The organism is Bradyrhizobium sp. Kon37 (assembly GCF_055807535.1).
In genome coordinates, this window is the sequence record NZ_JBVVOY010000004.1 from 173782 (window position 1) to 199549 (window position 25768).

At 65.1% G+C, this 25768-nt stretch carries 30 protein-coding genes; 14 read left to right on the top strand and 16 right to left on the bottom strand.

What is annotated here, in order from left to right; translation table 11 throughout:
• Positions 1-15: 15 nt before the first annotated feature.
• Positions 16-1359, bottom strand: coding sequence for a phosphoglucosamine mutase (gene glmM / locus AC0L3J_RS11530; RefSeq protein WP_027565344.1), 1344 nt, complete (start codon positions 1357-1359; stop codon positions 16-18).
• A 219-nt stretch (positions 1360-1578) separates the two neighbouring features.
• A complete protein-coding gene (locus tag AC0L3J_RS11535; RefSeq protein WP_007596725.1) occupies positions 1579-1746 on the bottom strand; it encodes a hypothetical protein in 168 nt (55 codons plus the stop codon).
• 145 nt (positions 1747-1891) lie between these two features.
• On the opposite strand from AC0L3J_RS11535, the gene AC0L3J_RS11540 reads away from it, so the two are divergent.
• Positions 1892-3028, top strand: a complete 1137-nt coding sequence (locus AC0L3J_RS11540; RefSeq protein ID WP_473347056.1) for an alpha-hydroxy acid oxidase — start codon at positions 1892-1894, stop codon at positions 3026-3028.
• Positions 3029-3150: 122 nt separating this feature from the next.
• Here AC0L3J_RS11540 and AC0L3J_RS11545 read toward each other — a convergent pair whose 3' ends face one another.
• The 8 genes from AC0L3J_RS11545 to AC0L3J_RS11580 all read right to left on the bottom strand — a co-directional run bounded on the left by AC0L3J_RS11545 (position 3151) and on the right by AC0L3J_RS11580 (position 12061).
• The gene (locus AC0L3J_RS11545) at positions 3151-3774 is read right to left on the bottom strand and encodes a single stranded DNA-binding domain-containing protein (RefSeq protein ID WP_473347057.1); all 624 of its coding nucleotides are present in this window, start codon (positions 3772-3774) and stop codon (positions 3151-3153) included.
• A gap of 15 nt (positions 3775-3789) precedes the next feature.
• The gene (locus tag AC0L3J_RS11550) at positions 3790-4416 is read right to left on the bottom strand and encodes a hypothetical protein (protein WP_473347058.1); all 627 of its coding nucleotides are present in this window, start codon (positions 4414-4416) and stop codon (positions 3790-3792) included.
• A 66-nt stretch (positions 4417-4482) separates the two neighbouring features.
• Complete coding sequence (locus tag AC0L3J_RS11555) at positions 4483-5316, bottom strand: shikimate dehydrogenase (protein WP_473347059.1); 834 nt, start codon at positions 5314-5316, stop codon at positions 4483-4485.
• A gap of 93 nt (positions 5317-5409) precedes the next feature.
• A complete protein-coding gene (locus AC0L3J_RS11560; protein ID WP_473347060.1) occupies positions 5410-7164 on the bottom strand; it encodes a SulP family inorganic anion transporter in 1755 nt (584 codons plus the stop codon).
• Positions 7165-7270: 106 nt separating this feature from the next.
• Positions 7271-7543 carry a helix-turn-helix domain-containing protein gene (locus AC0L3J_RS11565; protein WP_027520336.1) on the bottom strand — a complete coding sequence of 91 codons (273 nt, stop codon included), beginning with the start codon at positions 7541-7543 and terminating at the stop codon, positions 7271-7273.
• A gap of 338 nt (positions 7544-7881) precedes the next feature.
• On the bottom strand, positions 7882-9930 hold the full coding sequence (locus AC0L3J_RS11570; protein ID WP_456767784.1) for an elongation factor G: 2049 nt from the start codon (positions 9928-9930) through the stop codon (positions 7882-7884).
• 152 nt (positions 9931-10082) lie between these two features.
• Positions 10083-10562, bottom strand: a complete 480-nt coding sequence (locus AC0L3J_RS11575; protein WP_473347061.1) for a DUF992 domain-containing protein — start codon at positions 10560-10562, stop codon at positions 10083-10085.
• Between the two features lie 296 nt (positions 10563-10858).
• On the bottom strand, positions 10859-12061 hold the full coding sequence (locus AC0L3J_RS11580; protein WP_007596745.1) for a pyridoxal phosphate-dependent aminotransferase: 1203 nt from the start codon (positions 12059-12061) through the stop codon (positions 10859-10861).
• A gap of 598 nt (positions 12062-12659) precedes the next feature.
• On the opposite strand from AC0L3J_RS11580, the gene AC0L3J_RS11585 reads away from it, so the two are divergent.
• From AC0L3J_RS11585 to AC0L3J_RS11610, 6 genes are all read left to right on the top strand, one after another.
• On the top strand, positions 12660-13310 hold the full coding sequence (locus tag AC0L3J_RS11585) for a glutathione S-transferase family protein (RefSeq protein WP_007596746.1): 651 nt from the start codon (positions 12660-12662) through the stop codon (positions 13308-13310).
• A gap of 155 nt (positions 13311-13465) precedes the next feature.
• On the top strand, positions 13466-13642 hold the full coding sequence (locus AC0L3J_RS11590) for a hypothetical protein (RefSeq protein WP_456767782.1): 177 nt from the start codon (positions 13466-13468) through the stop codon (positions 13640-13642).
• A 37-nt stretch (positions 13643-13679) separates the two neighbouring features.
• A complete protein-coding gene (locus AC0L3J_RS11595; RefSeq protein WP_473288206.1) occupies positions 13680-13874 on the top strand; it encodes a hypothetical protein in 195 nt (64 codons plus the stop codon).
• A 129-nt stretch (positions 13875-14003) separates the two neighbouring features.
• Complete coding sequence (locus AC0L3J_RS11600) at positions 14004-14816, top strand: PAS-domain containing protein (protein ID WP_473347062.1); 813 nt, start codon at positions 14004-14006, stop codon at positions 14814-14816.
• A 65-nt stretch (positions 14817-14881) separates the two neighbouring features.
• Positions 14882-15337, top strand: coding sequence for a GNAT family N-acetyltransferase (locus tag AC0L3J_RS11605; RefSeq protein WP_473347063.1), 456 nt, complete (start codon positions 14882-14884; stop codon positions 15335-15337).
• Positions 15338-15599: 262 nt separating this feature from the next.
• Positions 15600-16541 (top strand): aldo/keto reductase, encoded by a 942-nt coding sequence (locus AC0L3J_RS11610; RefSeq protein ID WP_473347064.1) that lies wholly within the window; start codon positions 15600-15602, stop codon positions 16539-16541.
• Positions 16542-16559: 18 nt separating this feature from the next.
• On the opposite strand, the gene hmuQ is transcribed toward AC0L3J_RS11610, so the two are convergent.
• The 3 genes from hmuQ to AC0L3J_RS11625 all read right to left on the bottom strand — a co-directional run bounded on the left by hmuQ (position 16560) and on the right by AC0L3J_RS11625 (position 19771).
• Entirely contained in the window at positions 16560-16883 is a 324-nt protein-coding gene (gene hmuQ, locus AC0L3J_RS11615; RefSeq protein WP_007596764.1) for a heme-degrading protein HmuQ, read from the bottom strand.
• 78 nt (positions 16884-16961) lie between these two features.
• On the bottom strand, positions 16962-18179 hold the full coding sequence (locus tag AC0L3J_RS11620; protein WP_473347311.1) for a DUF1501 domain-containing protein: 1218 nt from the start codon (positions 18177-18179) through the stop codon (positions 16962-16964).
• A 2-nt stretch (positions 18180-18181) separates the two neighbouring features.
• Positions 18182-19771, bottom strand: coding sequence for a DUF1800 domain-containing protein (locus tag AC0L3J_RS11625; RefSeq protein WP_473347065.1), 1590 nt, complete (start codon positions 19769-19771; stop codon positions 18182-18184).
• 113 nt (positions 19772-19884) lie between these two features.
• On the opposite strand from AC0L3J_RS11625, the gene AC0L3J_RS11630 reads away from it, so the two are divergent.
• On the top strand, positions 19885-20097 hold the full coding sequence (locus AC0L3J_RS11630; RefSeq protein WP_456767776.1) for a cysteine-rich CWC family protein: 213 nt from the start codon (positions 19885-19887) through the stop codon (positions 20095-20097).
• A 65-nt stretch (positions 20098-20162) separates the two neighbouring features.
• Here the strand turns inward: AC0L3J_RS11630 and AC0L3J_RS11635 are convergent, their stop codons facing one another.
• From AC0L3J_RS11635 to AC0L3J_RS11645, 3 genes are all read right to left on the bottom strand, one after another.
• Complete coding sequence (locus AC0L3J_RS11635; protein WP_473347066.1) at positions 20163-20858, bottom strand: glutathione S-transferase family protein; 696 nt, start codon at positions 20856-20858, stop codon at positions 20163-20165.
• A gap of 265 nt (positions 20859-21123) precedes the next feature.
• On the bottom strand, positions 21124-21354 hold the full coding sequence (locus AC0L3J_RS11640) for a hypothetical protein (RefSeq protein WP_473347067.1): 231 nt from the start codon (positions 21352-21354) through the stop codon (positions 21124-21126).
• Positions 21351-22130, bottom strand: a complete 780-nt coding sequence (locus AC0L3J_RS11645) for a TSUP family transporter (RefSeq protein ID WP_473262614.1) — start codon at positions 22128-22130, stop codon at positions 21351-21353. Before AC0L3J_RS11645 ends, AC0L3J_RS11640 begins: the two co-directional genes overlap by 4 nt.
• Before the next feature lie 123 nt (positions 22131-22253).
• Between AC0L3J_RS11645 and AC0L3J_RS11650 the strand changes: the two genes are divergently transcribed.
• From AC0L3J_RS11650 to AC0L3J_RS11675, 6 genes are all read left to right on the top strand, one after another.
• Positions 22254-23171, top strand: a complete 918-nt coding sequence (locus AC0L3J_RS11650) for a LysR substrate-binding domain-containing protein (RefSeq protein ID WP_473347312.1) — start codon at positions 22254-22256, stop codon at positions 23169-23171.
• Positions 23172-23296: 125 nt separating this feature from the next.
• Positions 23297-23524 carry a hypothetical protein gene (locus tag AC0L3J_RS11655; RefSeq protein ID WP_473347068.1) on the top strand — a complete coding sequence of 76 codons (228 nt, stop codon included), beginning with the start codon at positions 23297-23299 and terminating at the stop codon, positions 23522-23524.
• Positions 23525-23581: 57 nt separating this feature from the next.
• Positions 23582-23812 carry a hypothetical protein gene (locus tag AC0L3J_RS11660; RefSeq protein WP_473347069.1) on the top strand — a complete coding sequence of 77 codons (231 nt, stop codon included), beginning with the start codon at positions 23582-23584 and terminating at the stop codon, positions 23810-23812.
• Positions 23813-24000: 188 nt separating this feature from the next.
• Complete coding sequence (locus AC0L3J_RS11665; protein WP_473347070.1) at positions 24001-24348, top strand: hypothetical protein; 348 nt, start codon at positions 24001-24003, stop codon at positions 24346-24348.
• 19 nt (positions 24349-24367) lie between these two features.
• Positions 24368-24787, top strand: coding sequence for a hypothetical protein (locus AC0L3J_RS11670; protein ID WP_473347071.1), 420 nt, complete (start codon positions 24368-24370; stop codon positions 24785-24787).
• Between the two features lie 15 nt (positions 24788-24802).
• Positions 24803-25729, top strand: a complete 927-nt coding sequence (locus AC0L3J_RS11675) for a DNA/RNA non-specific endonuclease (protein WP_473347072.1) — start codon at positions 24803-24805, stop codon at positions 25727-25729.
• The last annotated feature ends 39 nt before the right edge of the window (positions 25730-25768 follow it).

Sequence of the window (25768 nt, forward strand, 5' to 3'; positions counted from 1 at the left end):
GCTTCGCGCAGCGCCTCAGGCCGCGGCCTGCCCGAGCGCCGAGACGATGGTATCGACGACGTCCTCGACCAGGATGCGATCCTCGCCCTCGCCCATGACGCGGATCACCGGCTCGGTGCCGGAGGAGCGGATCAGCAGGCGGCCGTGGCCGTTGAGCCGCTGCTCGCCGTCGGAGATCGCCGATTTGACGTCGGAATTATCGAGCGGCTTGCCGCCCTTGTGACGGACGTTCTTCAGGATCTGCGGCAGCGGATCGAAACGGTGGCAGACTTCCGACACCGGGCGGCGCAGCTTCTGCACCACGGCAAGCACCTGCAATGCGGCAACGAAGCCGTCGCCGGTGGTGGCGTAGTCGGACAGGATAATGTGGCCGGACTGCTCGCCGCCGAGATTGTAGCCGCCGTTCAGCATCTGCTCGAGCACGTAGCGATCGCCGACCGGCGTGCGCACGAGATCGAGCCCCTGCGCATTGAGGAAGCGCTCGAGCCCGAGGTTCGACATCACGGTGGCGACGATTCCCGATCGCGACAGCCGGCCGTCTTCCTTCCAGCTTTGCGCGATCACCGCGAGCAGCTGGTCGCCGTCGACGATGTGGCCGCGCTCGTCGACCAGGATGACGCGATCGGCGTCGCCGTCGAGCGCAATGCCGATGTCGGCGCGCATCTCGCGGACCTTCTTCGACAGCGCTTCCGGCGAGGTGGAGCCGCATTCCTTGTTGATGTTGAAGCCGTCGGGCTCGACCCCGATCGGAATCACGTCGGCGCCCAGCTCCCACAGCGCTTCCGGCACCACCTTGTAGGCGGCGCCATTGGCGCAATCGACCACGACACGCAGGCCGTCGAGCGACAGATCGCGCGGTAGCGTGCGCTTGGCGAATTCGATGTAGCGGTCATGCACGCCGTCGATGCGGCGGGCGCGGCCGAGGCTGGCGCTCTGGGCGAGACGCTTGTCGATGGGCTCGTCGAGCAGCTGCTCGATCTGCTTCTCGACGTCGTCAGAGAGCTTGAAGCCCTGCGGGCCGAACAGCTTGATGCCGTTGTCCTCAAACAGATTGTGCGAAGCGGAGATCATCACGCCGAGATCGGCGCGCATCGACTTGGTCAGCATCGCGACCGCCGGCGTCGGCATCGGGCCGACCAGCAGCACGTCCATGCCGACCGAGGTGAAGCCCGCGACCATCGCGTATTCGATCATATAGCCGGACAGGCGGGTATCCTTGCCGATCACGACCCTGTGGCGATGGTCACCGCGCTGAAACGCCAGGCCTGCGGCCTGGCCGACCTTGAGCGCGAGCTCCGGCGTGATCAGTCCGTTGGCGCGGCCCCGGATCCCGTCCGTCCCGAAATATTTGCGGCTCATATCGTCCCCCACGCGACAACCAGGACCCCCAATACAACCTGCGGGTGCCTTGGCGGGACCCGCATCCCTGATGTGCTGAGGTCTTATAAAGCTATCGCGGCTAACTTGGCTTCAAAAAATATGATGAATCATTACGGAACCGGGCAGGCCCCGGCGCTGATAACGTCTTGTTAACACTATATTTCCAGCGAAGACGCCGGAACAGGGCGGAACCCGCGCCTAGTCCGAGCGCTTCACATGGCCGTCCCCGCGGCTCGGCGCCGGCTGGGTGACATTGACGGGATCGGAGCCCGGAAAGGTCTCTTCCAGACCTTCTTCCAGCGCTTCCTCGAGATCATGCTTCTCCTTGATCTCTTCCGGCGTCGGTCCGGTGTGCGGCCTGGTCATGGCGCCCTCCTCTCCACAAAGGATTTGCAAACGATTTGGCTGTGCATCCAACCATGCTAGATGACCCCTCGATCTTCCGATGCAAGACTCATCCGCTACTTCCGATGCAGACTCTTCCGATACAAGACGGGCCGGGGAAACGTTCATGAAGCACATCACCTGTATCGACGATCTTCGCACACTGCATCAGCGCCGCGTGCCGAAGGCGTTTTTCGATTATTGCGACCGCGGCTCTTACGCCGAGGAAACGCTGCGCGCCAACCGCGACGACATGCAGGCGATCAAGTTCCGCCAGCGCATTCTGGTCGACGTCTCCAAGCGCGACACCGCGACCACGATCCTCGGCGAGCCCTCGACCATGCCGCTGATGCTCGCGCCTGTGGGCCTGCTCGGCATGCAGCATGGCGACGGCGAGATCCATGCCTGCCGCGCCGCGCAAGCCGCCGGTATCCCGTTCACGCAGTCGACGATGTCGATCTGCTCGATCGAGGACATCGCGGACAGTGTCGAGAAGCCGTTCTGGTTCCAGCTCTACGTGATGAAGGACCGCGGCTTCATCAAGGAATTGATCCAGCGCGCGATCGCGGCGAAATGTTCCGCGCTGGTGCTGACCGTCGATCTCCAGGTCATCGGACAACGCCACGCCGACATCAAGAACGGCATGACGGTCCCGCCGGAATGGTCGCTCTCGAAGCTGATCGACTTTGCCACCAAGCCGACCTGGGTATCGGGCGTGCTCCGGGGCAAGCGCCGCACCTTCGGTAACATCGCCGGCCATGTGAAAAACACCGGGGATCTCAATCGCCTCGCGGAGTGGACGGCGTCGCAGTTCGATACGTCCCTGAATTGGAAAGACGTCGAGTGGGTCCGCAGCATCTGGCCGGGCAAGCTGATCATCAAGGGCATTCTGGACGTCGAGGACGCCGAGGAAGCCGCCAAGACCGGCGCGCAGGCGCTCGTCGTCTCGAACCATGGCGGCCGTCAGCTCGACGGCGCGCCGTCATCGATCGAGGTGCTGCCCGAGATCGCCGAGGCGGTCGGTGACAGGATGGAGATCATGTTCGACGGCGGCATCCGCTCCGGTCAGGACGTGATGCGCGCGCTCGCGCTCGGCGCAAAGTCCTGCATGATCGGCCGCGCCTACGCCTACGGCCTTGGCGCTGGCGGCCAGGCCGGCGTCGCCAAGGCGATCGACATCATCCAGAAGGAGCTGCTCACCACCATGGGCCTGTGCGGCGTCAATAGGGTCGACGAGATCGACGAGCATATCATCGCGATGTGAGCCGCAGCGGCAGTGCCGTAGGGTGGGCAAAGCGAAGCGTGCCCACCAATTCGCAAAATCGCAGGAAAGTGGTGGGCACGGCGCTTCGCGCCTTTGCCCACCTACGATTTCAGCGTTCGCCCTCACATCGGCGGCGTCACCCCGTCGCGGCCGACATTGACGCGGTTGGCTTCCAGCGAACCATCGTCCTTCTTCACCGCACCGAAAATGATCAGCTTGGCGCCGGGCTTGAGCTCGGATTTGTCGCTGGCCACGAAGGTGACGATCGGCGTGTCCGGGGGCACCACGACTTTCTTCTCACCGTCCTTGTACTTGACCGTGATGTTCTGGCCGTCGGTGCCCTTCACCGTCTGCGCCACGGTGGCGTTGGTCATGGTCGAGTTGGCGCGCGCATCCCAGGGACGAAAACCTTCGGCCGCGCCGCGCTGGTTTTCAGGGAAGATGTGCACCGCGATCGCCTTCTGGGTGCCGTCGGGCTCCGGCAGGCCGGTGACGCCGATATAGGAGCCATCCTTGATCTCCGACAACGACGTCTTCACCACCGCGAAGACGGCGACGTTGTCGGTCATGCGCACCTTCACGTCGCTGCCTTCGCGGGTCTTGATGCCGAGCGTGTTGCCGTCGACGCTCTCGATGGTGCCGCGGATGCGGACCGTCGGCGTCTGCTGCGCCAGGGCGGATGACGTAACGATGCAGGCCGCGAATGCGGCCACGCCAACGCGTGATATCCAGCTTCTCTTCGACATGTTGTTATTCTCCATTTACATCGGCGGCGTCAGGCCGTTGCGGCCGACGCTGACGCGGTTGGTTTCGAACGAGCCGTCCGGCAGCTGCTTCATGAAGGCGATGACCTTGGCGCCGGCCTTTAGATCGGATTTGTCGCCGGGCACGAAGGTCACCACCGGCGTATTGTCGGCGACGAACACCTTCTTCTCGCCGTCCTTGTACTTGACCAGCAGCGTATGGCCGTCATTGCCGACCACGCTCTCCGACACGGTCGCATTGGTCATGCTGGAGTTGGGCTTGAGGTCATAGGGGCGCGAGCCCTCGCCGGTGCCGCGCATGCTCTCAGGAAATACGTGGACCTCGACCGCGTTCGCACCGCCGTCCGGTCCCGGCACGGTGGTGGCGCCGACAAAGGAGCCGGGCTTGATATCGGCAAGTGAAATCTTCGTAATGCCTGACACGTTCACGTCGGAGGCGATGTGCAGCTTGACGTCCTCGCCGCTGCGCGCCTTGACCTGCATCGTGTCACCATTGACGCTTTCGATCGTGCCGCGCACGCGCGTCGGCACAGGAGCCCTTTGCGCAAGTGCGGAGAGGGTCGAGACGGCCACCATCGCGACGGCGATGAGCGGACGCGTGAAAGTTGCACGTTGAACAGACATGATGGTCTCCGATTGCGCCCTATTGTCCCTACGGACATAGAACTCCGGAGGTTACGCGCTATTCTCTCAAGTCTTTGTGAGATCGGCCTCGACCAGCGCGCGCAGCTCGGCCGTGACCTGCGGCCGCTGGCCGAACCACAGCTCGAAGCCGCGGACCGCCTGATGCAGCAGCATGCCGAGCCCGTCGGCGGTCTTCAGCCCGCGCGCCTGTGCGGCCACGAGCAGCGGCGTCGCCAGCGGGACATAGACGAGATCGGCGACCACGGCGCCATCCGGCAGGCGCGCCACGTCAAGGTCGAGTGAAGGCTGGCCGTGCATGCCGAGCGAGGTCGTGTTCACGAGAAGTTTTGCACGCGGCAGGATGTCGTCGATGCCGTCCCAGGCAACAGGATGCACCTTCGGCCCGAACTGCCCTGCAAGCATCTCCGCGCGGGCGATGGTGCGATTGGCGAGATGCACGCAGCTGATGCCGCGTTCGAGCAACCCGAACACGATGGCGCGCGCCGAGCCGCCGGCGCCGAGCACCAGCGCCTCGCTGGCTGCGTCCCAGCCGGGCGCGCTGGCATCGAGATTGCCGATAAAGCCCTCGACGTCGGTGTTGGTCGAGCGCAGCTCGCCGTCCGCAAACCACAGCGTATTGGCCGCACCGACCGCCTGCGCGCGGGCATCGGGCGTCGAGAGCTCAAGCACGCCCTCCTTGTGCGGGATGGTGACGTTGGCGCCGACGAAGCCGCGCAGCGACAGCCGCAGCACGAAGTCGCGCAGATTATCAGGTGGAACCGCCTCGATGACATAGCCGCCCTCGATCCCGAGCGTGCGCAGCCAGTAACGATGGATCAGCGGCGAGCGCGAATGCGCGGCCGGCCATCCGATCAGACAGGCTGCGGGAGCCTTGGTCACGGTCGTCCTCCCCTGGGGTCGTTTCGGAGGCGATCCATTTCGCGTCCCGCAAGCCCTGTCAAGCGCGCGGGCCGTCTCGGGAGAGGCTCGACGTCAGGTCGTGCCCACCTCACCGGCCGCGGGGTGCGCCGCGCCGCCCTTGATGTCGGCGACCGCACGCGCGATGGTCTCGCGATAGCGGGCGCGGGGCGGCGTGACCCCATGGGTGAGCAGCGCGCGACGCACCGTTGGCGACGCCCCCGTGATGAACAGCCGGATGCCCTGGCGGTGGGCCTTGGCGGCGACGCGGCCGAGCACGTTGGCCGCCGTCGAATCCAGGAACGGCACCGCGGCGAAATCGACCACGAATCCCTTGCGCTTGTCGGCGATGCCGTCGAGCACACTGCCGATCGCCGAGGCCGCGCCGAAGAAGAACGCGCCGGTGATGCGATAGACCAGCACGTCGCGATCGACCGCGAGCGCGGGGTCGTAAGGCACGCGCTCGCCATTTTCGTCGTCGGGACGATCGGCGGCCACCATCGGCGAACGTTCCTCGATGCCGGTCATTTCCGCCATGCGATGGATGAACAGCACCGCGCCGAGCGCGAAGCCGACCAGAATGCCCTCGGTCAGATCGCGGAAGATGGTGAGCAGGAAGGTTGCGAGCAGCACGACGGCATCGCCCCATGACGAGCGCAGGAGCGTCGCGAATTCGTGCTTCTCCGCCATGGTCCAGGCCACCACGACGAGCACGGCGGCGAGCGCGGCCAGCGGGATGTAGCTCGCGAGCGGCGCTGCGATCAGCATGAACAGCAGCAGGAAGACCGAATGCAGCATGCCCGCGAGCGGCCCCCGCGCGCCGGCGCGGATGTTGGTCGCGGTGCGCGCGATCAGCCCGGTGACGCAGATGCCGCCGAACAGCGCCGCGCCGACATTGGCGGCGCCTTGCGCCACCAGCTCGCAATTGGAGCGGTGACGGCGTCCGGTCATGCCGTCGGCCACCACCGCCGACAGCAGCGATTCGATGGCGGCGAGCAGCGCGAAGGAGATCGCATCGGGCAGCACGGCGGTCGCCTTCGCGAGCGAGAATGCAGGCAAGGCCGGCGAGGGCAGTTCGCGCGGAATGCCGCCGAAGCGCGAGCCGACGGTCTCGACCGGCAGCGACAGCACGGCACATGCGACCGCCGCGAGCACGACCGCGATCAGGATGCCCGGCCAGGACGGCAGCCAACGTCGCAGGCCGGCGATGATGGCAATGCTGACGATCGCGACCGCGACGGCCGACGGATTGACGGTGTGCAGGCCCCCGGCAAGCGCGACGAGTTTCGGAACGAATTCGCTCGGCTCCTTCGCGAGGAGCGTGATCCCGCCGAGATCGCGCAGTTGGCTTGCGAAGATGATGACGGCGATGCCGGCCGTGAAGCCGACCGTCACCGGGTACGGAATGAACTTGATATAGGTGCCGATCCGCAGGAAGCCCGCAGCGATCAGGAACAGGCCCGCCATCAGCGTGGCCAGGATCACGCCGTCGACCCCGTGACGGTCGGCAGTCGCCGCAACCAGCACAATGAAGGCGCCGGCGGGACCGCCGATCTGGAACCGGCTGCCGCCGAGCAGTGACGCAATGAAACCGCCGACAACTGCGGTGTAGAGTCCGCGGTCCGGCGTCACACCGGAGGCGATCGCGATTGCCATCGACAGCGGCAGCGCGACGATCGCGACCGTGAGGCCCGCGAACACATCAGCGCGGAAATCCGATAGGCCATAGCCCTCGCGCCATACGGTGACGAGCTTTGGCAGATAGAGTTCGGTAAAGGTCGGCCGACGAAGCTGGTGCAGCTTACCTGCGTGTTCGCCTGTGATGCTCATTTCAGCAAAATGCTCCGCTGCCCACGACGCTCCGATGCATCGTGCGGCCGCGTGCTCCGGCGCGATGCGTTACTTCGAACTGCTCCCGAGCATGATCATTGCGGGATCATGCTCCCACCCGACGCGGCGGCCCCGGCTCCCTGAGCCGAACGCCACGTCCACCGCCTTCGCTGCGCGCCTGTTCGCCGATCAGCTCGACGCCGGCCCGATCGAAGGCTTCGACCACCTTCATCAAGGTCTCGACCACGCCGCGAACGTTGCCGGTGCTCGCCTCCATCCGCTGAATGGTCGGCAGCGATACGCCTGCAAGCTCCGCCAAGGCCCTCTGGTCAATGCCGAGCAGCGCGCGCGCGGCCCGCATCTGGAACGACGTGATCACCTTGGCCTCACGTGTGAACGATTATAAATGATTTCTGAAGCATGCACAATGATGTAAAATACATCATATACAGGCAAGCGCAAGGAGTTTGCCACCGTCATTGCGAGGAGCGAAGCGACGAAGCAATCCAGAATTCCTCCGCGGAAAGACTGGATTGCTTCCGCCTTCGCTAAAGCTTCGGCGGAGAAGTCGCTGCGCTCGCAATGGCGGTTGGGAGGAGCAGCGTGAGTCCAACCTTCACCACCCGAATGGCGACAGCCCCTCACCCCATCCCTCTCCCCGTAAGAACGGGGAGAGGGAGTGAGAGAGCGGTTGCGTCCCTTACTTCGACAGACCGATCACGCCGCGTGCTGATGCGCTGCGATGATCTGGTCGGCGGCGCGCCCCGTGACTTCGGCCATGTGGTCGAACTGGCGGGTGAAGCTGCCGGCGCCTGCCGTGGCCGAACGCAATTCGACGATCAACTCGCCGATCTCGGCTTCCGGCATCATGGCGCGGACGCAGTCCCATCCGCTCCAGCCGTCGCGGGTGTCGAAGCCGAGGATCTGGCCGCGCCGCGCCGACAGGATCGCATTGATCTTGGCGGTGGCGTCGGTCGGGCAGACGATCTCGACCACGTGGATCGGCTCCAGCAGCACCGACTGGCATTGCGGCAGGCCTTCGTTGAGCCCGACCCGCGCCGCCGTGCGAAAGGCGAGGTCGGAGGAATCGACGCTGTGATAGGAGCCGTCGGTCAGCGTCACCTGCAAATCAGTGACCGGGAAACCGAGCGGGCCACGCGCAAGCCCGTCGACGACGCCCTCTTCCACCGCGCCGATATAGTTGCGGGGCACCGCACCGCCGACCACCTTCTCGGCGAATTTGAAGCCCTCGCCGCGCGGCAGCGGCCTGATGTCGAGCACGACATCGCCGAACTGGCCATGGCCGCCGGACTGCTTCTTGTGGCGGCCGCGCTGGACGATCGGCTTGCGGATGGTTTCCTGATAGCCGATCGCGGGCGGATGCGAGGCAACCTTGACGCCGAAACGGTCGCGCAGCCGCTCGCTCGCGACGCGCAAATGCATCTCGCCCTGCCCCCACAGCACCGTGTCGTGGGTCTGCGCGTTCATCACGAAGACGAGCGATGGATCCTCCTCGTGCAGCCGCATCAGCGCCTGGCCGAGCTTGACGTCGTCCTTGCGGTCGGTGGCCGCAACCGAGATCGCGAGCACCGGCGGAGTGGGCTCGCTGGCGGCAAGCGCTGCCGGCTGGGTCTTGCCGTTCGAGACCGTGTCGCCGGTCTTGATCGGGTCGAGCTTGGCGAGCGCCACCGTGTCGCCGGCTTCCGCCGCGGCCCGCTTGGTGTCGTAGGCTCCGGTGACGGCGAGGATGCCGGAGATGCGGCTGGCCCCCCCGGAGGAGGATTGCAGCGTGGCACCGTCGTCGAGATGGCCGGCGAGCATCCGCGTCAGCGACAGCTTGCCACCGTGCTGCGAATGCAGCGTCTTGAAGACGAAGCCGAGGGCGTCCCTGGTCTCGGGAACGCCGAGACGTTTTGCGGTCTCCGCGATACCGGGCGCCTCGTGGCGCAACGCTTTCATCAAACGCAGCACGCCGTTTTCGCGGGCGGCGGCGCCGAGCAGCACCGGGCAGATCAGCCCGTCGCGCAATTCGCGGGCGAGATCGTCGAACACGGCATCGCGCGGCGGCTGGATGTCCTCGAGCAGCTGCTCCATCAGCGCATCGTCGTGATCGGCGAGCTTCTCCAGCATCGAGAAGCGGGCCTCCTTCTCGCGATCGAGATCGCCGCCTTGAAGTGCGACCACTTCGGAGGCCTTGTGCTCGCGGTAAATGAACGCACGCTCCAGCGCGAGATCGACGAAGCCCTCGATCAGCTCGTCCTTCCAGATCGGGATCTGGCGCAGCACCAGCGGCACGCGCGAGGCGGGCTGGAGCATCTCGAGCGTCTCGCGGATGCGCTTGTTGGCGCGGTCGATCTTGTTGAGGAACAGGAAACGCGGGATCTTCAGCTCCTCCAGCTCGCGCAGAATGATCTGAAGCTGCGGCAGCTTCTTCTCGTCGGCTTCGCAGACCACGATTGCGGCATCGACCGCGGGCAGCGCGGCGCGCATGTCGTGGGCAAATTCGACGGAACCGGGACAATCGAGGAAGGTGTAGCTGTCGCCCATGAAACTCGTGGTGACGGCAGTCAGCCCGACGGTCATCTTGTGATGACGGGCCTCTGGCGTGGCGTCGCCGACGGAGGTTCCGGCATCGACGCTGCCGGCGCGCGGGATTGCGCCGGTTCTTGCCATGATCGCTTCGAGAAGTGTGGTTTTACCGCTTTGGAAAGGGCCCACCAGCGCGATGCACCGTGGACCTCGGGGACTTCTGACGTCTTGTCCCATTCGCCGCCTCCTTGGTGTGGAGCTCGGCCCATGATTGGGTCGGCAAACGCCGATGCTCTGCCCGTCCCCGAGATTTGGCAAGCATCAAACGTCGCTGCGGTGCGTCGTCGCCGGAATCGCGCCGGAGCGACGCGATTCGCACACGGGAGTTGTTAACGGCCCGGGCGGAGTTCCAGGCTCTCGAGGCCGGCGGCGACGTTGAGGCCGACCTGGCCCTGCACGCTGAGCGGCTGGAGCGCGATCGAATTATTGGAGCCGCCGACCAGCACGTTGCCGCCAAGGCCGACACCGACCGAGGCGCTGCCCTGCGCACCGGCATAGGTGCCGGCGAGGTCGCCCGGACCGAGCCGGTTCACCGGCGCGAACACGCCCCAGGCGAGTGCCGTTTCCTGTGTGATGCCGAGGTCGAGGCCCACCTTGCGGATCGTCGCGACGTAACGGTCGTCCGGCAAACCATCGACTCGCAGCACGCAGCCGAGATTGGTCACCGATCCCACGATGAAGCCCACACTGGCGCCGCCGCGGCATTCGAGCACGCCCACCTGCACCATCCGCGACTGCGCGCTGGCGCCCGCAACGGAGGCAACGAAGCTCGCAACGGCAAGCCCGGCGAGGAGGAGTGAACGGCGCATGAATGTCTCCGGCGATGAATGTGATGCGAGCAGAGAGAGCGCCCTACCCGTGATGCGCGATGGTCTATGCCACAAGAGTTCTGTGCGTGCCAGAACGAACGCAGAGAATTGGTGCGCTGTCCTCCCTTCTCCCCTTGTGGGAGAAGGTGGCGCGAAGCGCCGGATGAGGGGTTATCTCCGCGAATGTTGTCGCGAGAGGATCACGTGCGGAGATAACCCCTCACCCGTCTCGCCGCTTCGCGGCGATCCACCCTCTCCCACAAGGGGAGAGGGGAACACCGCGTGTCGCGACAGCCTTAGCGCAGATTGCCGCAGAAGCGCTGGATGCGCTTGCAGGCGTCTTCTAGGTCCGAGGTCTTGGTCGCGTAGGAGATGCGGAACGCGGGGCCGAGGCCGAAGGCCGACCCCTGCACCACGGCGACGCCTTCGGTCTCGAGCAGTTCGGTCACGAACGTCTCGTCATTGTCGATCACCTTGCCCGACGGCGCGGTCTTGCCGATGGTGCCGGCGCAGGACGGATAGACGTAGAAGGCACCCTCGGGACGCGGGCACTCGATGCCTTTGGCCTGGTTGAGCATGGAGACGACGAGGTCGCGGCGCTCCTTGAAGACCTTGTTGTTGGCGGGGATGAAGTCCTGCGGACCGTTCAGCGCCTCGACCGCGGCCCATTGCGCGATCGACGACGGGTTCGAGGTCGACTGCGACTGGATCGTCGACATCGCCTTGATCAGCTGCGCCGGGCCGCCGGCATAGCCGATGCGCCAGCCGGTCATGCAATAGGCCTTCGACACGCCGTTCACGGTGAGCGTGCGGTCGTAGAGTTTCGGCTCGACCTGCGCGACCGTGGTGAACTGGAAGTCGTCATAGACGAGATGCTCGTACATGTCGTCGGTCATCACCCAGACGTGGGGATGCTTGACCAGGACGTCGGTGAGCGCCTTGAGCTCGGTCCTGGTGTAGGCAGCTCCCGTCGGATTCGACGGCGAGCACAGGATCACCCATTTGGTCTTCGGCGTGATCGCGCGCTCCAGCGCCTCGGCCTGGAGCTTGAAGCCGGTCGCGGCGGTGCAGACCACCGGCACCGGCTCGCCGCCGGCGAGCGCCACCATCTCGGGATAGCTGACCCAGTACGGCGCGGGGATGATCACCTCGTCGCCCGGATTGATGGTTGCCATCAGCGCGTTGTAGAGCACCTGCTTGCCGCCGGTGCCGACGATGATCTGGTTCGCCTTGTAGACGACGCCGTTCTCGCGCTGAAACTTGGCGATGATGGCTTCCTTCAACTCGGGAATGCCGTCGACCGCGGTGTACTTGGTCTTGCCGGCTTCGATGGCGTGGATCGCGGCCAGCTTGATGTTGGCGGGCGTGTCGAAGTCGGGCTCGCCGGCGCCAAGACCGATGACGTTGCGGCCCGCCGCTTTCAGCGCACGTGCTTTATCCGTGACCGCGATGGTCGCGGACGGCTTCACACGGTCGAGCGCAGCGGCAAGGAAGGACATCGTCATCTCCTGACAAGCGTCGTGAACCCTTTGGCTTCACGACTCCGATTGTGGGAATGCGCCACCCTAAAACGAGTGCCGTTGCACCGCAAGAAACTTCGGTCCGATCCCGCAAAAGTTTACGTGTCTGGCGCGCATCAAGTCGTGATTTTCCGCAATTTTCCGCAACTTTGCCAGGCAAATCCCACATATCCGACAAGGCGTGTCCTCGGAGCAATTTTGCGCCCTTCGAGGCCCATGAAACGAGAACGTCGTCATGCCCGGGCCTGTCCCGGGCATCCACGTTCTTCGTGCCGTGTGCAGCGCGTAGATGGCCGGGACAAGCCCGGCCATGACGGTGTGGAAGCTTCAGTGCCCAAAACGCGACCGCCGTGCCTTGCACACGATCGCGTCGAGCAACGCACTTCCGCGTTGACGCAAGCGTGAACTGAGTTGGATGGTCGCACGGAAATGATCTTCCGCCGCATTGCAATGCGGTAGGGTTTTCGAGTTTTTCTATCGGCCGGGTCTTGCGGCGGATTCGCATCGGCATCATTGTTTAGCCGCGTTGCGAGGCAACAAGCGCCGCGCCCTCCCGTCTTCCGGAATCACCCCCAGAATGTACAAGCTCTATTCGATGCAGCGCTCGGGCAACAGCTACAAGGTCCGCCTTGCGCTGGCGCTGCTGAACTTGCCTTACGAAGCGGTCGAGGTGGACATTCTGCGCGGCGAGAGCCGCACCCCGGATTTCCTGGCCAAGAACCCGTCAGGCCAGGTGCCGCTGCTCGAGGTCGGCGACGATCGCTATCTCGCCGAGTCCAACGCCATTCTCTGGTATGTCGCCGTCGGCACGCCGCTCGCGCCGGAGAACCGCATCGATCGCGCCGACGCGCTGCAATGGATGTTCTTCGAGCAGCACGCGCTGGAGCCGAACATCGGCGCGGCCTATTTCTGGCTATCGCTGGTGAGGGGCGGCCGCGACCTGCAGACTCATTCGCTGGAGGACTGGATGGAGCGCGGCTATGGCGCGCTCCAGGTGATGGAGAATCACCTCAAGACCAACGCCTATTTCGCGGCCCGCCAGCTCACGGTCGCCGACATCGCGCTGTACGGCTATACCCACCTCGCCGACCGCTGCGACTTCGACCTCTCGACCTTCCCGGCGATCCGGGACTGGCTGAAGCGCGTGGAAGCGGCCCCCGGCTTCGTCGCAATGGACTGGCGGCCGGCCGATATCGAGGACCCCGCCAGCATCGCCGCTGGCGCCTGAGGGGCGATCGCGCTCTGGCGAATAGCGGGCATAAGGGTCACCATTGCCGCAATCTCGCCATTTTCGCTTGACCGGCCGCCGCAATATTGCCGATCGCAACAGTGAAATTGTTCGATGTCGCGGGTGATTCGCTCGCGCGTTGAAGGATTTAGACCATGATTCGGGCGTCCGGCACGGCAGGCTTTCAGGGCCCACCTGCTACCGTTTCGTCTTCCCGGCTGACCAACGCGGTCGCGGCCTCGCTCGCCGTCGCCGCGCTCTCGCTGTGCCTGATCGTTACCCTGACGGTGCTGTCGACCAGGGCGACCATGGCGATGGGCCTGCCGGTCTGATTCCCGTTTCATCCTGGACCCGCCTTCAAGGCGCCGCGTGGCCCGCACCGACCGGCATCGCGACAGGATTTCGATGAAATCACCTGTGGTCATCGTTGCAATTACCCTGACCGCGGCCATCCTCGTCGCGGCATCGCTGTTGATCTTCGTCGGCACGCGCAAGGGCCAGGGGACGTCGACGCTGAATGCGCCCGCGCTGCAACAACGTCTCAAGCACGCGCATTTGGTCTAAAATCATCCGAAAGCTTTGCGCATGAACCAAAGCGCACCTTAAGCACACCGCGCGAAACCGCATCGCAATGGCGCAATGTTCGGTCAGTGTTGCCGCCTTACCTCGTCCAGGGAGGAGCGAGACAGGCCCATGCGGTTGGGATGGCGTGCGATCTCCGGTCCGGCGCTGACGGCAGCGACTTTGCTGCTGACGATGTTTTTCGATCGCTTCGTCCCCATTCCCTCGCCCGCGCCGCTGCTCGTCTGTATCGTGGCGCTCGCAGGCGCTCTCTCGGGTCCCGCTTCCGCCGTCGCCAGCGCAGCCATCGCCGTCATCGGCGCGGCACTGCTGCTCCTCAGCCAGCACGGCGTTTCAGGCCTGACCACGGCGGATATGTTCCGGCTCGGCCTCCTGGCTGCGACGGCCGCGGGCACCGCAGGCATCACCGGCCTGATGCGCCAGCGGCTGCTCGGCACGTTTGCCGCCGAGCGTCGGAGCCACGCCATCGCCGCGCGGCTGTCGGCCGCGCTCGACCAGGTCGATATCGGCATCGTGCTGCTCGATGCCGAGACGCGCGCCGAATTCATCAATCGCGCGTTCCGCGATTATTTTGCGGTGCCGGACGACATCGCCGACGGCAAGCCGCCGTTCATCGCGCTGATGTATCACGGCCGCGACACCGGCGCGTTCGAACTGCCCGAGGACGAGCTCGGCACCTTCATCGCACAGCGCATGGAGGTGGTGCGGATCGGCGATGCCACGCCGATCAACATCGCCTTGCGCAATGGCGAGGTGTTGCGCTTCGTCTGTGCCGCGCTGCCCGATGGCGGGCGCATGCTGAGCTACACGCCCGTGACCGACCTCGTGCGCCACACCGATGCGCCGTCCCGCGCCGACTACTACCGCTCACTGCGCGATCCCGCAGGCCGCAAGCTGATCCGTTATCTGCGCGTGGCGGAGTGATGCGCGATTGATCAGCACGTCCCTCATCACGTATGAAGGACACCTCATCGATCGCGGGAATCCACATGTCGCTCACCATTCGCTCCGTCACGAGGCAGGACTACGAACAATGGCTGCCGCTGTGGGACGGCTACAACGCCTTCTACGGCCGCTCCGGCCCGACCGCGCTCTCGCCCGACATCACGCGCGTGACATGGCAGCGCTTTTTCGATGCCTATGAGCCGGTACACGGATTGGTCGCCGAGAGCGACGGCCGCCTGCTCGGGATGACGAATTATCTCTTTCACCGCAGCACCACCGCGATCGAGCCGTCCTGCTATCTGCAGGACCTGTTCACGACCGAGGCTGCTCGCGGCAAAGGTGTCGGCTCGGCGCTAATCCACGGCGTCTACGAGCGCGCGAAACTCGCCGGCTCCCCGCGCGTGTACTGGCAGACGCATGAGACCAACGTCACGGCGCAGCGCCTGTACGACAAGGTCGCCGAGCGTTCCGGGTTCATCGTCTATCGCAAGGTCTTCTGATCCTCGCGATCGCGAACGCCTGTGGATAACCTTGCCTGTCACCCGCGCGTAACATAGCGGGACTAGGCTGCAGCTGCGTCTGGTCAGCCCCCCGTCACCGATCAAGCGCCCCAAAGCGGTCCCCGTCAGTCGCCGCGTCTGATAGGGGCCGCATTTTTTTGTCGGCAGCTCCTGTCGGCATGGCAGCAACGCGGCGCGCGGCTTGCTGCGGCGGCGCGCCGCAGTCACAATACGCCCCTGCCATCTCCGACAGGGATCTCCCATGGAAATTCGTAATCTCGGCGCCTCCGGCCTGCGCGTGTCTGCGGTCGGCCTCGGCTGCAACAATTTCGGCCAGCGCACGGATTTGGAGACCTCGCGCAAGGTCATCCATCGCGCGCTCGATCTCGGCATCACGCTGTTCGACACCGCCGACATCTATGCCGGCATGGGCGGTTCGGAAACGGTGCTCGGCACCGTGCTCGGCGACCGACGCAAGGACATCGTGCTCGCCACCAAATTTTCCACGCCGATGGCGACCGACGGAACCAAGCAGGGCGCTTCGCGCCGCTACATCATGAACGCAGTCGAGGCGAGCCTGACGCGGCTCAAGACCGACTACATCGATCTTTATCAGCAGCACGATTACGACCCGCTGACGCCGATGGAGGAGACGCTGCGCGCGCTCGACGATCTCATCCGTCAGGGCAAGGTGCGCTACATCGGCAATTCCAACTTTCCGGCCTGGCGCCTGGCGGAAGCCGAGTTCACCGCGCGCGCGATGAATGTCAGCCGCTTCGTCTCCTGCCAGGATGAATACAGCCTGCTGGTGCGCGACATCGAAAAGGACCTGCTGCCGGCCGCACAGGAGTACAAGCTGGGCCTCCTGCCGTTCTTCCCGCTCGCAAGCGGGCTCCTCACCGGCAAGTACCAGCGCGGCGCGGCCGCCCCGACCGATACGCGCTTCGGCAAGGTACCGGCGTTGCGCGACCGCTACGTCACGCCGCGCAACGAGGACATCGTCGAGAAGCTCACGGCATTCGCGAAAGCGCGCGGCCACAGCATGCTCGAGCTCGCCTTCTCCTGGCTCGCCACGCGCCCGCAAGTGTCGAGCGTGATTGCCGGCGCCACCCGCGTCGCGCAGGTCGAGGAGAACGTGAAGGCGATTGCGTGGAAGCTCAGTGCGGAGGAGATGGCGGAGATCGACAAGATCACGCTGGGCTGATCTTTGCGGCGTCGCGCGCTACTTGGCGCCGCGCCCCACCGTCTGCATCACCTCGAAGCCCTCGAACTGGGGATGGCCGAGATAGGTCGGCTTGGTGTCGCCGGCCCGCGCATGCGCGGCACGAAAAGCATCCGATTTGGTCCAGGCCTCGAACGCCGCATGGTTCGCCCACACTGTGTGCGAGGCGTACAGCGTATGGTCCTCGAGCTCGGGGCCGCGCAGCAGATGAAACTCGACGAAACCCGGCACCTTGTCCAAATGAGTATCGCGCGAAAGCCAGACCTGCTCGAAGGCGGCTTCGGAGCCCTTGGCGACGCGGAAGCGATTCATGGCGATGTACATGGGTGATGGTCTCCTGATGTTCGGCTGATCATGTCGTCATTCCGGAACGCGCCGCAAGGCGCGGACCCGGAATCGCAGTTAAGCAACCAGCCCCTTCATCGGACGCGCGCTTGCGCTATCCGGAAACACCGTCTCGGCCAGCACGCGATCCGACAGGCCGAACTGTCCCTGCAGCACGCCCTTGATCACGGAGCGCAGATCGGTGGTGGGCTTGAGATCGCGGGCCTCGAAGAGGTTGGCGGGCTTGAGGCCGGGCCAGTCGGCGATGACGCGGCCGCCCTTCACCGCGCCGCCGGCGAGCAGCGCGATCGTTCCCGTGCCGTGATCGGTGCCGTCGGTGCCGTTGATGCGCGCGGTGCGGCCGAATTCAGTCGCGACCACGACGACGGTGTCGCGCCAGCGTTCCCCTAAGCCAGTTTCGAATTCGGCGAGCGCACCGTCGAGCCCGCCGAGCAGGAAGGCGAGGCGACCGACAGGGCCGCCTTCATTGGCGTGCGTGTCCCAGCCGTCAAACGCGAGCGCCGCGATGCGCGGGCCGTCGTCGGACGCCATCAGTTTTGCGGCGCCGCGCGCGACCTGCCGCATCTGAGCGACCGCATTGCCCGGCTTCGGCTTCATGTCGTCGCCGCTCGCGGCCTTTTCCAGCTGAAGACCCTGCGACAGCACGGCCGCCAGCGCGGGATCGCGATGACGGTAGAGCTCGACCAGACGCATCGCGGTGTCGTCATCGGCTTGCGGCAGCGCCACCGGCGCCCAGCCGACGGTCGGCGCGTTGCCGCGCAGCACCAGCGGCGTGGTCGGGCCGACGGCAAGAGCACTCGACACCCGCTCGCCGCGCGGCAGCGCCTCCAGCGCGCGGTTGAGCCAGCCGGACTGCACGCGACCGGGCCCGGCATAGCCGCTTTCGAGCACGTCCTGGCCGTCGAAATGCGAGCGGTCGCGATAGGGCGTCGCCACCGCGTGGATTACCGCGGCGTGCCTATCGCGATACATGCGTGCGAACTCGGGCATTGCCGGATGCAGCGCGAAGAAAGTATCAAGCATGGTCGCGGGATGAGCGCCGTCCGCCGTCAGCGCGATCGCGCCGTGCAGGCCGGCATAATCGGGATCGCCGACCGGCGCGACGGTCGAAAGCCCATCAAGCGCGCCGCGCAGGATCACCACGATCAGCCGGGGATCGCGGCCGTCCGCCGCGCGGGCGAATTTCGGCAAATAGGCCCACGCCGCGAAGGAGGCGCCGCCGAGCAGGAGGGCGCGGCGCGAGGTGAGGAGCCGGTTCTCGACGCAGTCGATCATCATCATCTCCTCTGCATTTCCGGCGACATCAACAGCAGCGCCAGCGCCTGCTGCCGCGACTCCGCGCGCTCGATGGTGCGCCGCGTTTCGATCGAGGCCGCATCTGCGGCGGCAAATTCCAACAAATCGAGCGGGTCGATGTTGGGCCCAAGCCGCGCGCCCATTTGCGCGGCAATGTCGAGCCGGAGCTTGATGCCTTCCGGCGCAGCCCAGGCGGCATTGGTGTCGGCGAAACCATTCGGGCCGGCCGGCGACCACAGCGGCTGGCCCAGCAGATTGAGGTTGTTGAGATAGGCGCCGGGATCCTCCGGCACGCGCGCGAGCAGCCGGCCGCTCGCGACCAGGAAATCATAGGGGCTCCGCATCTTCGTCAGCGGCGCCTTCCACGCCTCGTCGGAATCGACCAGTGCGGTTGCAAGCGCCTTGAGATCGCCGTCGGTCTTGATGAAGACATCGCGCAATCGCGCCACCAGCGCCGGCGGCGGATCGTCGGCGACGAAATGGCGGACCAATTTGGTGGCGATGAAGTTCGCGGTCGAGGGATGGTGCGCGATGTCAGCGAGTGCCGCTTCGCCCTGCGCAAGGCCGCTCGGCTCGTAGCTCTTGCCGAGCAGCATTTGCGGCCCCGGCTGGTGCGCATTGACGTTGAACACGAACGAACCGGGCGCCCCCAGCTGTCCCTGCCGGCCGGCAAAGGTCCAGCCGGTGATGATGCGCGCGAGCGAGGTGACGTCGTCCTGCGTGTAGCCGCCGCCGACGCCGAGCGTATGCAGCTCCATGATCTCGCGCGCGAGATTTTCGTTCAGCCCGCGCTTGCGGTTCTGGCCGGCGCGCGAGTCCGGTCCGAGCGATTGCTGGTTGTCGAGGAAGAACAGCATCGCCGGATGCTGCTCCACCGCTTTCAGCATGTCGGCGAAACGCCCGAGCACATGCGGCCTGATCGCCTCGCGCTCGAACGCGCCGGCCCATATCCGCGCCAACTCGCCCTTGCTGGCGGAGATGCAGAAATGGTTGGACCAGAACACGACCAGACGTTCGGTGAAGCCGCATTCGACCAGGGTCGCGCGCTGCAACCGCGCCAGCGCTTCGGCGCGAAAGGTCTTTTGGATGACGTTGAGCGGCTGCGGGGCGGGTTTTGCGGCAGCCGGCGCGGCCGCGTTGGGCTGCATGCTGTCCGGCTTGGCCATATTGTCCGCCGGCTTATTGTCAGCAGGCTTGTTGTCAGCCTGCTTGGCCTCGGCCATCTGGCCGGCGATCTCGGTTGCCACGGCGTTCAGCGAGAGAGTGCGGCGCGGTCCGGGCTTCTGATCGGCCGGCACTTGCGACGGCGTCTCGGTCGGCGCGCCGGCTTTGGCGGCGGCCTCGCGCGCCTGCTTGACCTGATCCTGATAGGCGAACACGGCCTGCCCGAGCTGCGGGGTGGATTGCAGGCCCGGCGCCTCCAGCAGCACAGCGTTGGGACGAGCGAGTTCCGCCTTCACAAAACCGCGAGGATCGGAGGCCGCGTTGATGAGATCGCCGGATGCGCCGCCACGGGCGCCGAAGCCGAAACGGTTGAGCGCGACGAGCGCGGCTTGCGAATCGCGGGCCATCGATGTGTCCTTGCGCGTTGCCAACCGCTTTCCGAGTCTGTGCGCGAGGCGTAATATACCGCAGCGGGAGATGAACCCGGCATGAAAATGACAGCACAGCTTTTGCGCAAATCATGACAAATCCGCAAGAACTTCCGGTGCAGGAACCGCGCCGCCTCGCCTGCTCCCGCTGCGGCGCCGAGTTCGGCTGCGACCTCTCAGGCGCGTGCTGGTGCGCGGAAGAAACGGCGCGGCTGCCGATGCCGGTCAAGGGCGAGGATTGTTTGTGCCGGGCGTGCCTGCGCGAGGCGGCGGAGGCGCGTAGCCCGGATGGAGCGCAAGCGTAATCCGGGTTCATGCCACACATCGCGACCTTCCCGGATTGCGCTGCGCTCCATCCGGGCTACCAAGCTTACACTGGATGCCCCGGCGATTTCCGCGCCATTCCATCGAACGCATCCAGCAGCTTTTCGCGCCAGGTGTAGACCGGGTCGTCCGCCTCGAGCAGCTTGAACGGGCTCGTCACGCGCGCCCACTGAAAACCGCCGAACACGATGTAATCGGCATAGTTCGGTGCAGCGCCGCCCATGAAGGGCTGCTTCTTCAGGGTCTGCCGCATCACCTCGATCGATTTGCGGAAGGCGACCACGCCGGCATCGCGGCCCGACATCACCTCTTCCAGACTCTTGCCGAAACGCGCCTCGCGCGACTGGCGGAAATAGGCGGCGTCGACCTCGGCCAGATTCTTCGGGATGTCCGCGATGATCAGCGGAAAGATGCCGCCGACGATGGCGATGTCACCCCAGGCATTGAGCATGCGCGCCATGGCGCGGCCGCCCTCGCCGCCGAACAGCGACGGACGGTCCGGAAACTTGTCTTCGAGATAGGTCGCGATCGTCCAGGAATCGACCACCGGCTGGTCGTGATGCAGCAGCACCGGAACCTTCTCCGAGCCGTGCGGCGCGATCGCGCTCTTCTCCGTGAAGCGCCAGGGCAGCGTCTCCGCCGAAAGGCCCTTGTGCGCCAGCGCCATCCGCGTGCGCCAGCAGAACGGGCTGAACGGTCGCGAGGGATCGGTGCCGACGAGTTCGAACAGTTTGAGCGACATGAAAGGGGTCTCCCGGTATTCCGTCATTGCAAGCGAAGCGACGCAATCCAGGACTGCCGCCGCGGAAACATTCTGGATTGCTTCGCTTGCGCTCGCAATGACGATGTGGCGAGAGCTGTCCGCGCCAAACTCCATTGTCATGCCCCGCGAAGGCGGGGCAGCCAGTACGCCGCGGCAGTCGTGTGACAAACCACCGCTGGTGATTACTGGATCATCCGCCTTCGCGGATGATGACAGCGAGAGCACGGGGGTGCGGCGAAGCGCGTCAGCGCCCGTTGGTGCGCAGCAATCTCTCGCCGTCCTCTGTCACCGCGATGATCAGCCCCATTCCAGGGAGCGTCTCACGCGCGACATAGCCGCGGTCGGCGGCGTCTTCCCAGATGGTGAGGCGCGGGCACGAGGTCTTCCAGGTCGCGATCACCTCGGCATAGGCGCGCGGCTCGCGCGCAACCCATTCGACGAAGTCCAGCACCAGCGGGTCGGCAGTCTCGCTCATTGCAAACCTCCCTTGTCGAAGGCCGCCAGCACGGGCGTGCGGACCAGCAGCCAGCTGCCATAGGCAATGTAGTAGCAGGCGATGGTGGTGATCAGCTTCATCGACCAGGCCACGAATTGCTGGTCGGTCATGGCTTCCAGGATGCGCCGCGCCAGCGTGGTGCCGAGCATCGACGCTGCGATCGCGACGGCCGCGAGCACGGGATCGAGCGTCGCCGCCTGGTCGATCACGCCGCCGAAATAGATCAGCTTGATGAAATGGCTGACGAGCTGGCACATCGCCTTGGTCGCCACCTTCTCGCGCCGGCCGAAATCGCCGCCGAGGAAAAAGGTGTCGAGCAGCGGTCCCGATACGCCGGTCATCAGCATGAGGCCCATGCAGATCGTGCCGTAGACGGTGCCCTGCCAGAGACGGTCCGGATCCGGCTTGATGTTGGCGGGCAGCAGCCGCGCCATGAACGGCGTGATGCCGAGCAGCAGCAGCGCGACCGGCTTGTCCGGCACGTAGCGCGTGAGCGACCACGCCGCGAGCGCGACGGCCGCGCCGACCATATAGTTCGCAACCGGCCGCCAGCGGATATGCGCGCGCCAGAGAAACGCGCGCCAGCCGTTCGAGGCCATCTGCGTGATCGCATGCAACACCATCGCGGTCGGCAGCGGCATCAGGGCCAACAGCACGCCGATCAGGATCAGCCCGCCCGCCATCCCGAACAGCCCCGACAGGAACGCGGTGCCAACCATCAGCAATCCAAGGGCAGCGATCATGATGGGCGTCACGTAAAAATCTCCGGTTGGCCTTCTCCCAGCTCGCGGCGAGCTAAGAGGAACGTGCCCCGCTTGCTCCCGGCGCGCAAACTGAGTTATCTTGGCCTGGCATCAGCTTTCCTGAGGGTCGGTCATTTGCGGCGCTTGCTGTTTCTCAACGGCATCAAGGCATTCGAAGCCGCGGCGCGGGCCGGCAGCTTTGCCGCGGCCGGCCTCGAGCTGAGCGTGTCGGCAGCCGCGGTCAGCCGCATGGTGCACATCTTGGAAGAACGCCTCGGCGTCGCGCTGTTCGAGCGCAAGGCCAACAAGCTGCTGCTTACGCAGGCGGGCCGCGCCTATCAGAGCGGGCTGACCCCGATCTTCGATGCGCTCGCAAGCCTCACCGCCCAGGTGACGGCGCCTTCGAGCGTCCGCGTGCTCACCATCGGCATCGGCCACACCTTCGCGATGCGCTGGCTGATCCCGCGCCTGTCGGAGTTTCGCAACGAGGAGCCCGACATAGAGGTGCGCTTCACCACCGGCGGCGCGTCGGTGCCGTTCGGCGAAGACTGGAGCTGCGGCATCCAGCTCGGTACCGGCGACTGGCCCGGGCTGGTGGCCGAGCCGCTGTTCGCCGGCGACCTCACGCCGGTCTGCGTGCCTCGCCTGGCGTCCTCGCTGAAGCGCCCGGCCGATCTTAGGGGACCGAGCCTGATCCGCGTCGCGCATTCGCCCGAGGACTGGCCGATCTGGCTCAAGGCCGCGAACCTCGCGCGCACCAACGCGCGGGGCCCGGAGTTCCAGTTCTACGGCCAGGCGCTTCAGGCTGCCGCCGACGGGCTCGGCATCGCCATGGGCATCCGGCCCTATATCGACGACGATCTCGCCGCCGGTCGGCTGGTGGCGCCATTCGACCTCTCCGTGCCCAAGGGCATGCGCTGGTACCTGCTCTATCGCAGCTTCCAGACCGAGCAGCGCGACTTTGCCGCATTCCGCCGCTGGATCATGCGCGCGGCGTCGGAGCCCGCCGCCCGTCCCGTCCGGCGGACCGGCCGCACCAGCGCGCGGAACTGACGCTGCGACCGGCCCTTTGGGCAAAAAAGCCCGCCGCTTGTGAACGGCTTCACATCTCAGAATCCGCAAACGTGGTCTTCTGACCCTCCAACAAGGCGCTCGAACAAAACATTTTGGGGACTGCAATGACGACCCTCTACGACGGCTTTGACATCGAATCCTTCGAAGCTGGCCAGGGGCTTTGGCACGCCCGTATCAGGCGTGCCGATTTCAGCCCGGTTGCCATCGACGGCGTGCTGTTTCCAGCCATGGAAGTCGGCTTCGCCTGGCCCGATCCCGATGCCGCGATTACCCATGCCAAGCATCACATCGATCGATTCCGTCGGCGGGCCGACGACAGCGACGACGAATAAGCGAGCGGGACTGCAGGCGACCAAGGAACTGCGCAGGGTCAAAGGGGGAGACCGGTCATGTCAGTCATCGAATTCGAAGACACGTCGCGACCGAGGATTTACACCCGCAATGTGCTGTCCAGCTGCCCGGAATGCGACGGCGATCTCGCCGTGCTCCGCGTGATCGGCGGCCGTGCCGGATGCGAGTATTGGGCCATGCGCTGCACCGATTGCGGCGGCATCCATCTCGACATCCTCGAGCCGCATCGGGCAGCCGGGGACGACGAGGGACCGTCGCCGGCGGCGTGATCGCGGGTTCGTAAGCCTAGCGGCCGCAGTTCCTGACGCGGACGAATGCTGACGGAGTGAAGTGGCTCGATCTCCCGAGACGACGCTCGCTTGGATATCTCGGAGCTCCACACCCCCGCCCTTGTGCACTACCTTTGATTGCATCCGGCCATACGATGTGGCAGAATGTTGACGGGAGCGCGGGGCTGATGACAGCAATTGGCAAGTTTCTGGCCTTTGGCCTGATCGCCTGGTTCGGCGCGATGCTGTTGCTCGTACTCATTCGTGTGCTGCGTGACGAAGTGGCGTCAAGCGGCCTGCTCGTCAGCGACATCTCCAAAGACGATAGCGTCAATCCCGAACGGGTGGTCGCAGCCGCCATCGTTCCCGCGGTGCTGGCCATCTATACGATTCACGCACTCAACACCGGAATCGTCACGATGCCAACCGGAGCATTGTCGATGCCGGATTTGTCGGAGGAGCTCGTGACGCTGCTGACCGGCGGGAACGGCCTCTATCTGGCCGGAAAAATCGCACGAAGGAGTGAACGAAGCTAGTTTTTCAGGAGGTAATTTCATGACCGCGCAATGGATTTCATGGTGGGGCTTTGTCGTTATTTCGATCATTCTGCTCGGGTTCGCCGCGCTTGTACTCTGGAAGTTGTTCAGCGACTCCGGAGCTCTCGCGGGATTGCTGTCCGAGCCGCAAACGCCCAATGACACCTCGCCGCCGAAGGCGAGCCTCTCCCGCTTCCAGTTCCTAATCTTCACATTCGTTATCGCTGGACTCTATCTGCTGCTGTCCATCGAGGCCGGAACGCTGATCGAAATTCCCGGCAATGTGCTGGCGCTGCTCGGCATCAGCGGCGGCACCTATGTCATATCGAAGACCGTGAGCTCGTCGGAGCGCAAGCAGGAGCAAACCGCGGAGGCCGCCGCAAGCAAACCGGCACGGGGCCGCAAGCCCACGACCACGCCGCCCGGCGCGAATGGTTGAGTCCGGAGGCGAGCCATGTCGAAATTCTCGCGTCTGTGCTGGCTCATCTGCCTCGGACTGACCCTGTGTCAGCCGGTCCGGGCCGATGTTTGTGAAACAGCTCTGGCAAAGCCGGTGAACGATCCCGACAGTTGTCGTGCGCTCTGGGAAAAGATCGGCCTGCCGACCGGTGGCGACGATCTCGACGCCACCACCGTCTGTCACACCCGATACGTGCTCCTGCACAACAACGAGGCCAAGACGCCGTTCTGGGTGATCGAGGCGCTGAACAAGAAGCAGGTCAGCGGCAAGTTCAAGCGTCCGGAGAGCAAGAAATTCAAGTCGGAGGAAGGCGTCTGCGATTCGGCGCAGGCCAAGGACGCAGACTATACCGGCAGCAAACTCGATCGCGGGCATCAAGCCGCCTCCGCCGACTTCAGCTTCAACGCCGACTGGATGGACGAGAGCTTCATTTTGTCGAATGCCGTTCCACAGCAGGGCCTCGGATTCAATCGGGGCATCTGGAAGGAGTTTGAACAGCTGGTACGCACCCTCACGAAGGATCGCGGCGAGCTCTACGTCATTACCGGGCCGGTCTATGCGGACGACGAGGACAGTCTTCCGGAGGTGACGAAGAGGAACAATGCCTGCAAGGTTGAGATCAAGTTCGAGGCGCCCAAAAAAACGGCCATCTGCGGCTCGAAGAAGAAGTGCGACGTCGGAGTCGCGGTTCCCATTGCGCTGTTCAAGATCCTCTATGATCCCGGCAGCAAGCGCGCGAACGCCTACGTTCTGCCAAATATCGATCATCGGAAGCTCGAGGATAAGGACGCGCTCGAATACCTCAAGAGCTTTCGAACCACGGTGAAGGTGGTCGAGCGCCTCACCGGATTCCAGTTTCTGCCGGATATTCCGGGGCGGCGGGCGCAGGTCGAGGAGTGCGTCGCGACAATGCTTCATTGAGGACCCACCGCTTCCGCCTTGCTGACATCTGTTGCCAAG

Excerpts from the sequence above, each read along its gene's own strand:
- AC0L3J_RS11590 (WP_456767782.1), top strand. The coding sequence starts at position 13,466 with ATGATTCGGGCGTCCGGCACGGCAGGCTTTCAGGGCCCACCTGCTACC.
- glmM (WP_027565344.1), bottom strand. The coding sequence starts at position 1,359 with ATGAGCCGCAAATATTTCGGGACGGACGGGATCCGGGGCCGCGCCAAC.
- AC0L3J_RS11635 (WP_473347066.1), bottom strand. The coding sequence starts at position 20,858 with ATGTCGCTCAAACTGTTCGAACTCGTCGGCACCGATCCCTCGCGACCG.
- AC0L3J_RS11610 (WP_473347064.1), top strand. The coding sequence starts at position 15,600 with ATGGAAATTCGTAATCTCGGCGCCTCCGGCCTGCGCGTGTCTGCGGTC.
- AC0L3J_RS11580 (WP_007596745.1), bottom strand. The coding sequence starts at position 12,061 with ATGTCCTTCCTTGCCGCTGCGCTCGACCGTGTGAAGCCGTCCGCGACC.
- AC0L3J_RS11570 (WP_456767784.1), bottom strand. The coding sequence starts at position 9,930 with ATGGGACAAGACGTCAGAAGTCCCCGAGGTCCACGGTGCATCGCGCTG.
- AC0L3J_RS11540 (WP_473347056.1), top strand. The coding sequence starts at position 1,892 with ATGAAGCACATCACCTGTATCGACGATCTTCGCACACTGCATCAGCGC.
- AC0L3J_RS11655 (WP_473347068.1), top strand. The coding sequence starts at position 23,297 with ATGACGACCCTCTACGACGGCTTTGACATCGAATCCTTCGAAGCTGGC.
- AC0L3J_RS11675 (WP_473347072.1), top strand. The coding sequence starts at position 24,803 with ATGTCGAAATTCTCGCGTCTGTGCTGGCTCATCTGCCTCGGACTGACC.
- AC0L3J_RS11575 (WP_473347061.1), bottom strand. The coding sequence starts at position 10,562 with ATGCGCCGTTCACTCCTCCTCGCCGGGCTTGCCGTTGCGAGCTTCGTT.
- AC0L3J_RS11670 (WP_473347071.1), top strand. The coding sequence starts at position 24,368 with ATGACCGCGCAATGGATTTCATGGTGGGGCTTTGTCGTTATTTCGATC.
- AC0L3J_RS11640 (WP_473347067.1), bottom strand. The coding sequence starts at position 21,354 with ATGAGCGAGACTGCCGACCCGCTGGTGCTGGACTTCGTCGAATGGGTT.
- AC0L3J_RS11620 (WP_473347311.1), bottom strand. The coding sequence starts at position 18,179 with ATGATCGACTGCGTCGAGAACCGGCTCCTCACCTCGCGCCGCGCCCTC.
- AC0L3J_RS11545 (WP_473347057.1), bottom strand. The coding sequence starts at position 3,774 with ATGTCGAAGAGAAGCTGGATATCACGCGTTGGCGTGGCCGCATTCGCG.
- AC0L3J_RS11550 (WP_473347058.1), bottom strand. The coding sequence starts at position 4,416 with ATGTCTGTTCAACGTGCAACTTTCACGCGTCCGCTCATCGCCGTCGCG.
- AC0L3J_RS11560 (WP_473347060.1), bottom strand. The coding sequence starts at position 7,164 with ATGAGCATCACAGGCGAACACGCAGGTAAGCTGCACCAGCTTCGTCGG.
- AC0L3J_RS11535 (WP_007596725.1), bottom strand. The coding sequence starts at position 1,746 with ATGACCAGGCCGCACACCGGACCGACGCCGGAAGAGATCAAGGAGAAG.
- AC0L3J_RS11665 (WP_473347070.1), top strand. The coding sequence starts at position 24,001 with ATGACAGCAATTGGCAAGTTTCTGGCCTTTGGCCTGATCGCCTGGTTC.
- AC0L3J_RS11585 (WP_007596746.1), top strand. The coding sequence starts at position 12,660 with ATGTACAAGCTCTATTCGATGCAGCGCTCGGGCAACAGCTACAAGGTC.
- AC0L3J_RS11600 (WP_473347062.1), top strand. The coding sequence starts at position 14,004 with ATGCGGTTGGGATGGCGTGCGATCTCCGGTCCGGCGCTGACGGCAGCG.
- AC0L3J_RS11605 (WP_473347063.1), top strand. The coding sequence starts at position 14,882 with ATGTCGCTCACCATTCGCTCCGTCACGAGGCAGGACTACGAACAATGG.
- AC0L3J_RS11660 (WP_473347069.1), top strand. The coding sequence starts at position 23,582 with ATGTCAGTCATCGAATTCGAAGACACGTCGCGACCGAGGATTTACACC.
- hmuQ (WP_007596764.1), bottom strand. The coding sequence starts at position 16,883 with ATGTACATCGCCATGAATCGCTTCCGCGTCGCCAAGGGCTCCGAAGCC.
- AC0L3J_RS11630 (WP_456767776.1), top strand. The coding sequence starts at position 19,885 with ATGACAAATCCGCAAGAACTTCCGGTGCAGGAACCGCGCCGCCTCGCC.
- AC0L3J_RS11625 (WP_473347065.1), bottom strand. The coding sequence starts at position 19,771 with ATGGCCCGCGATTCGCAAGCCGCGCTCGTCGCGCTCAACCGTTTCGGC.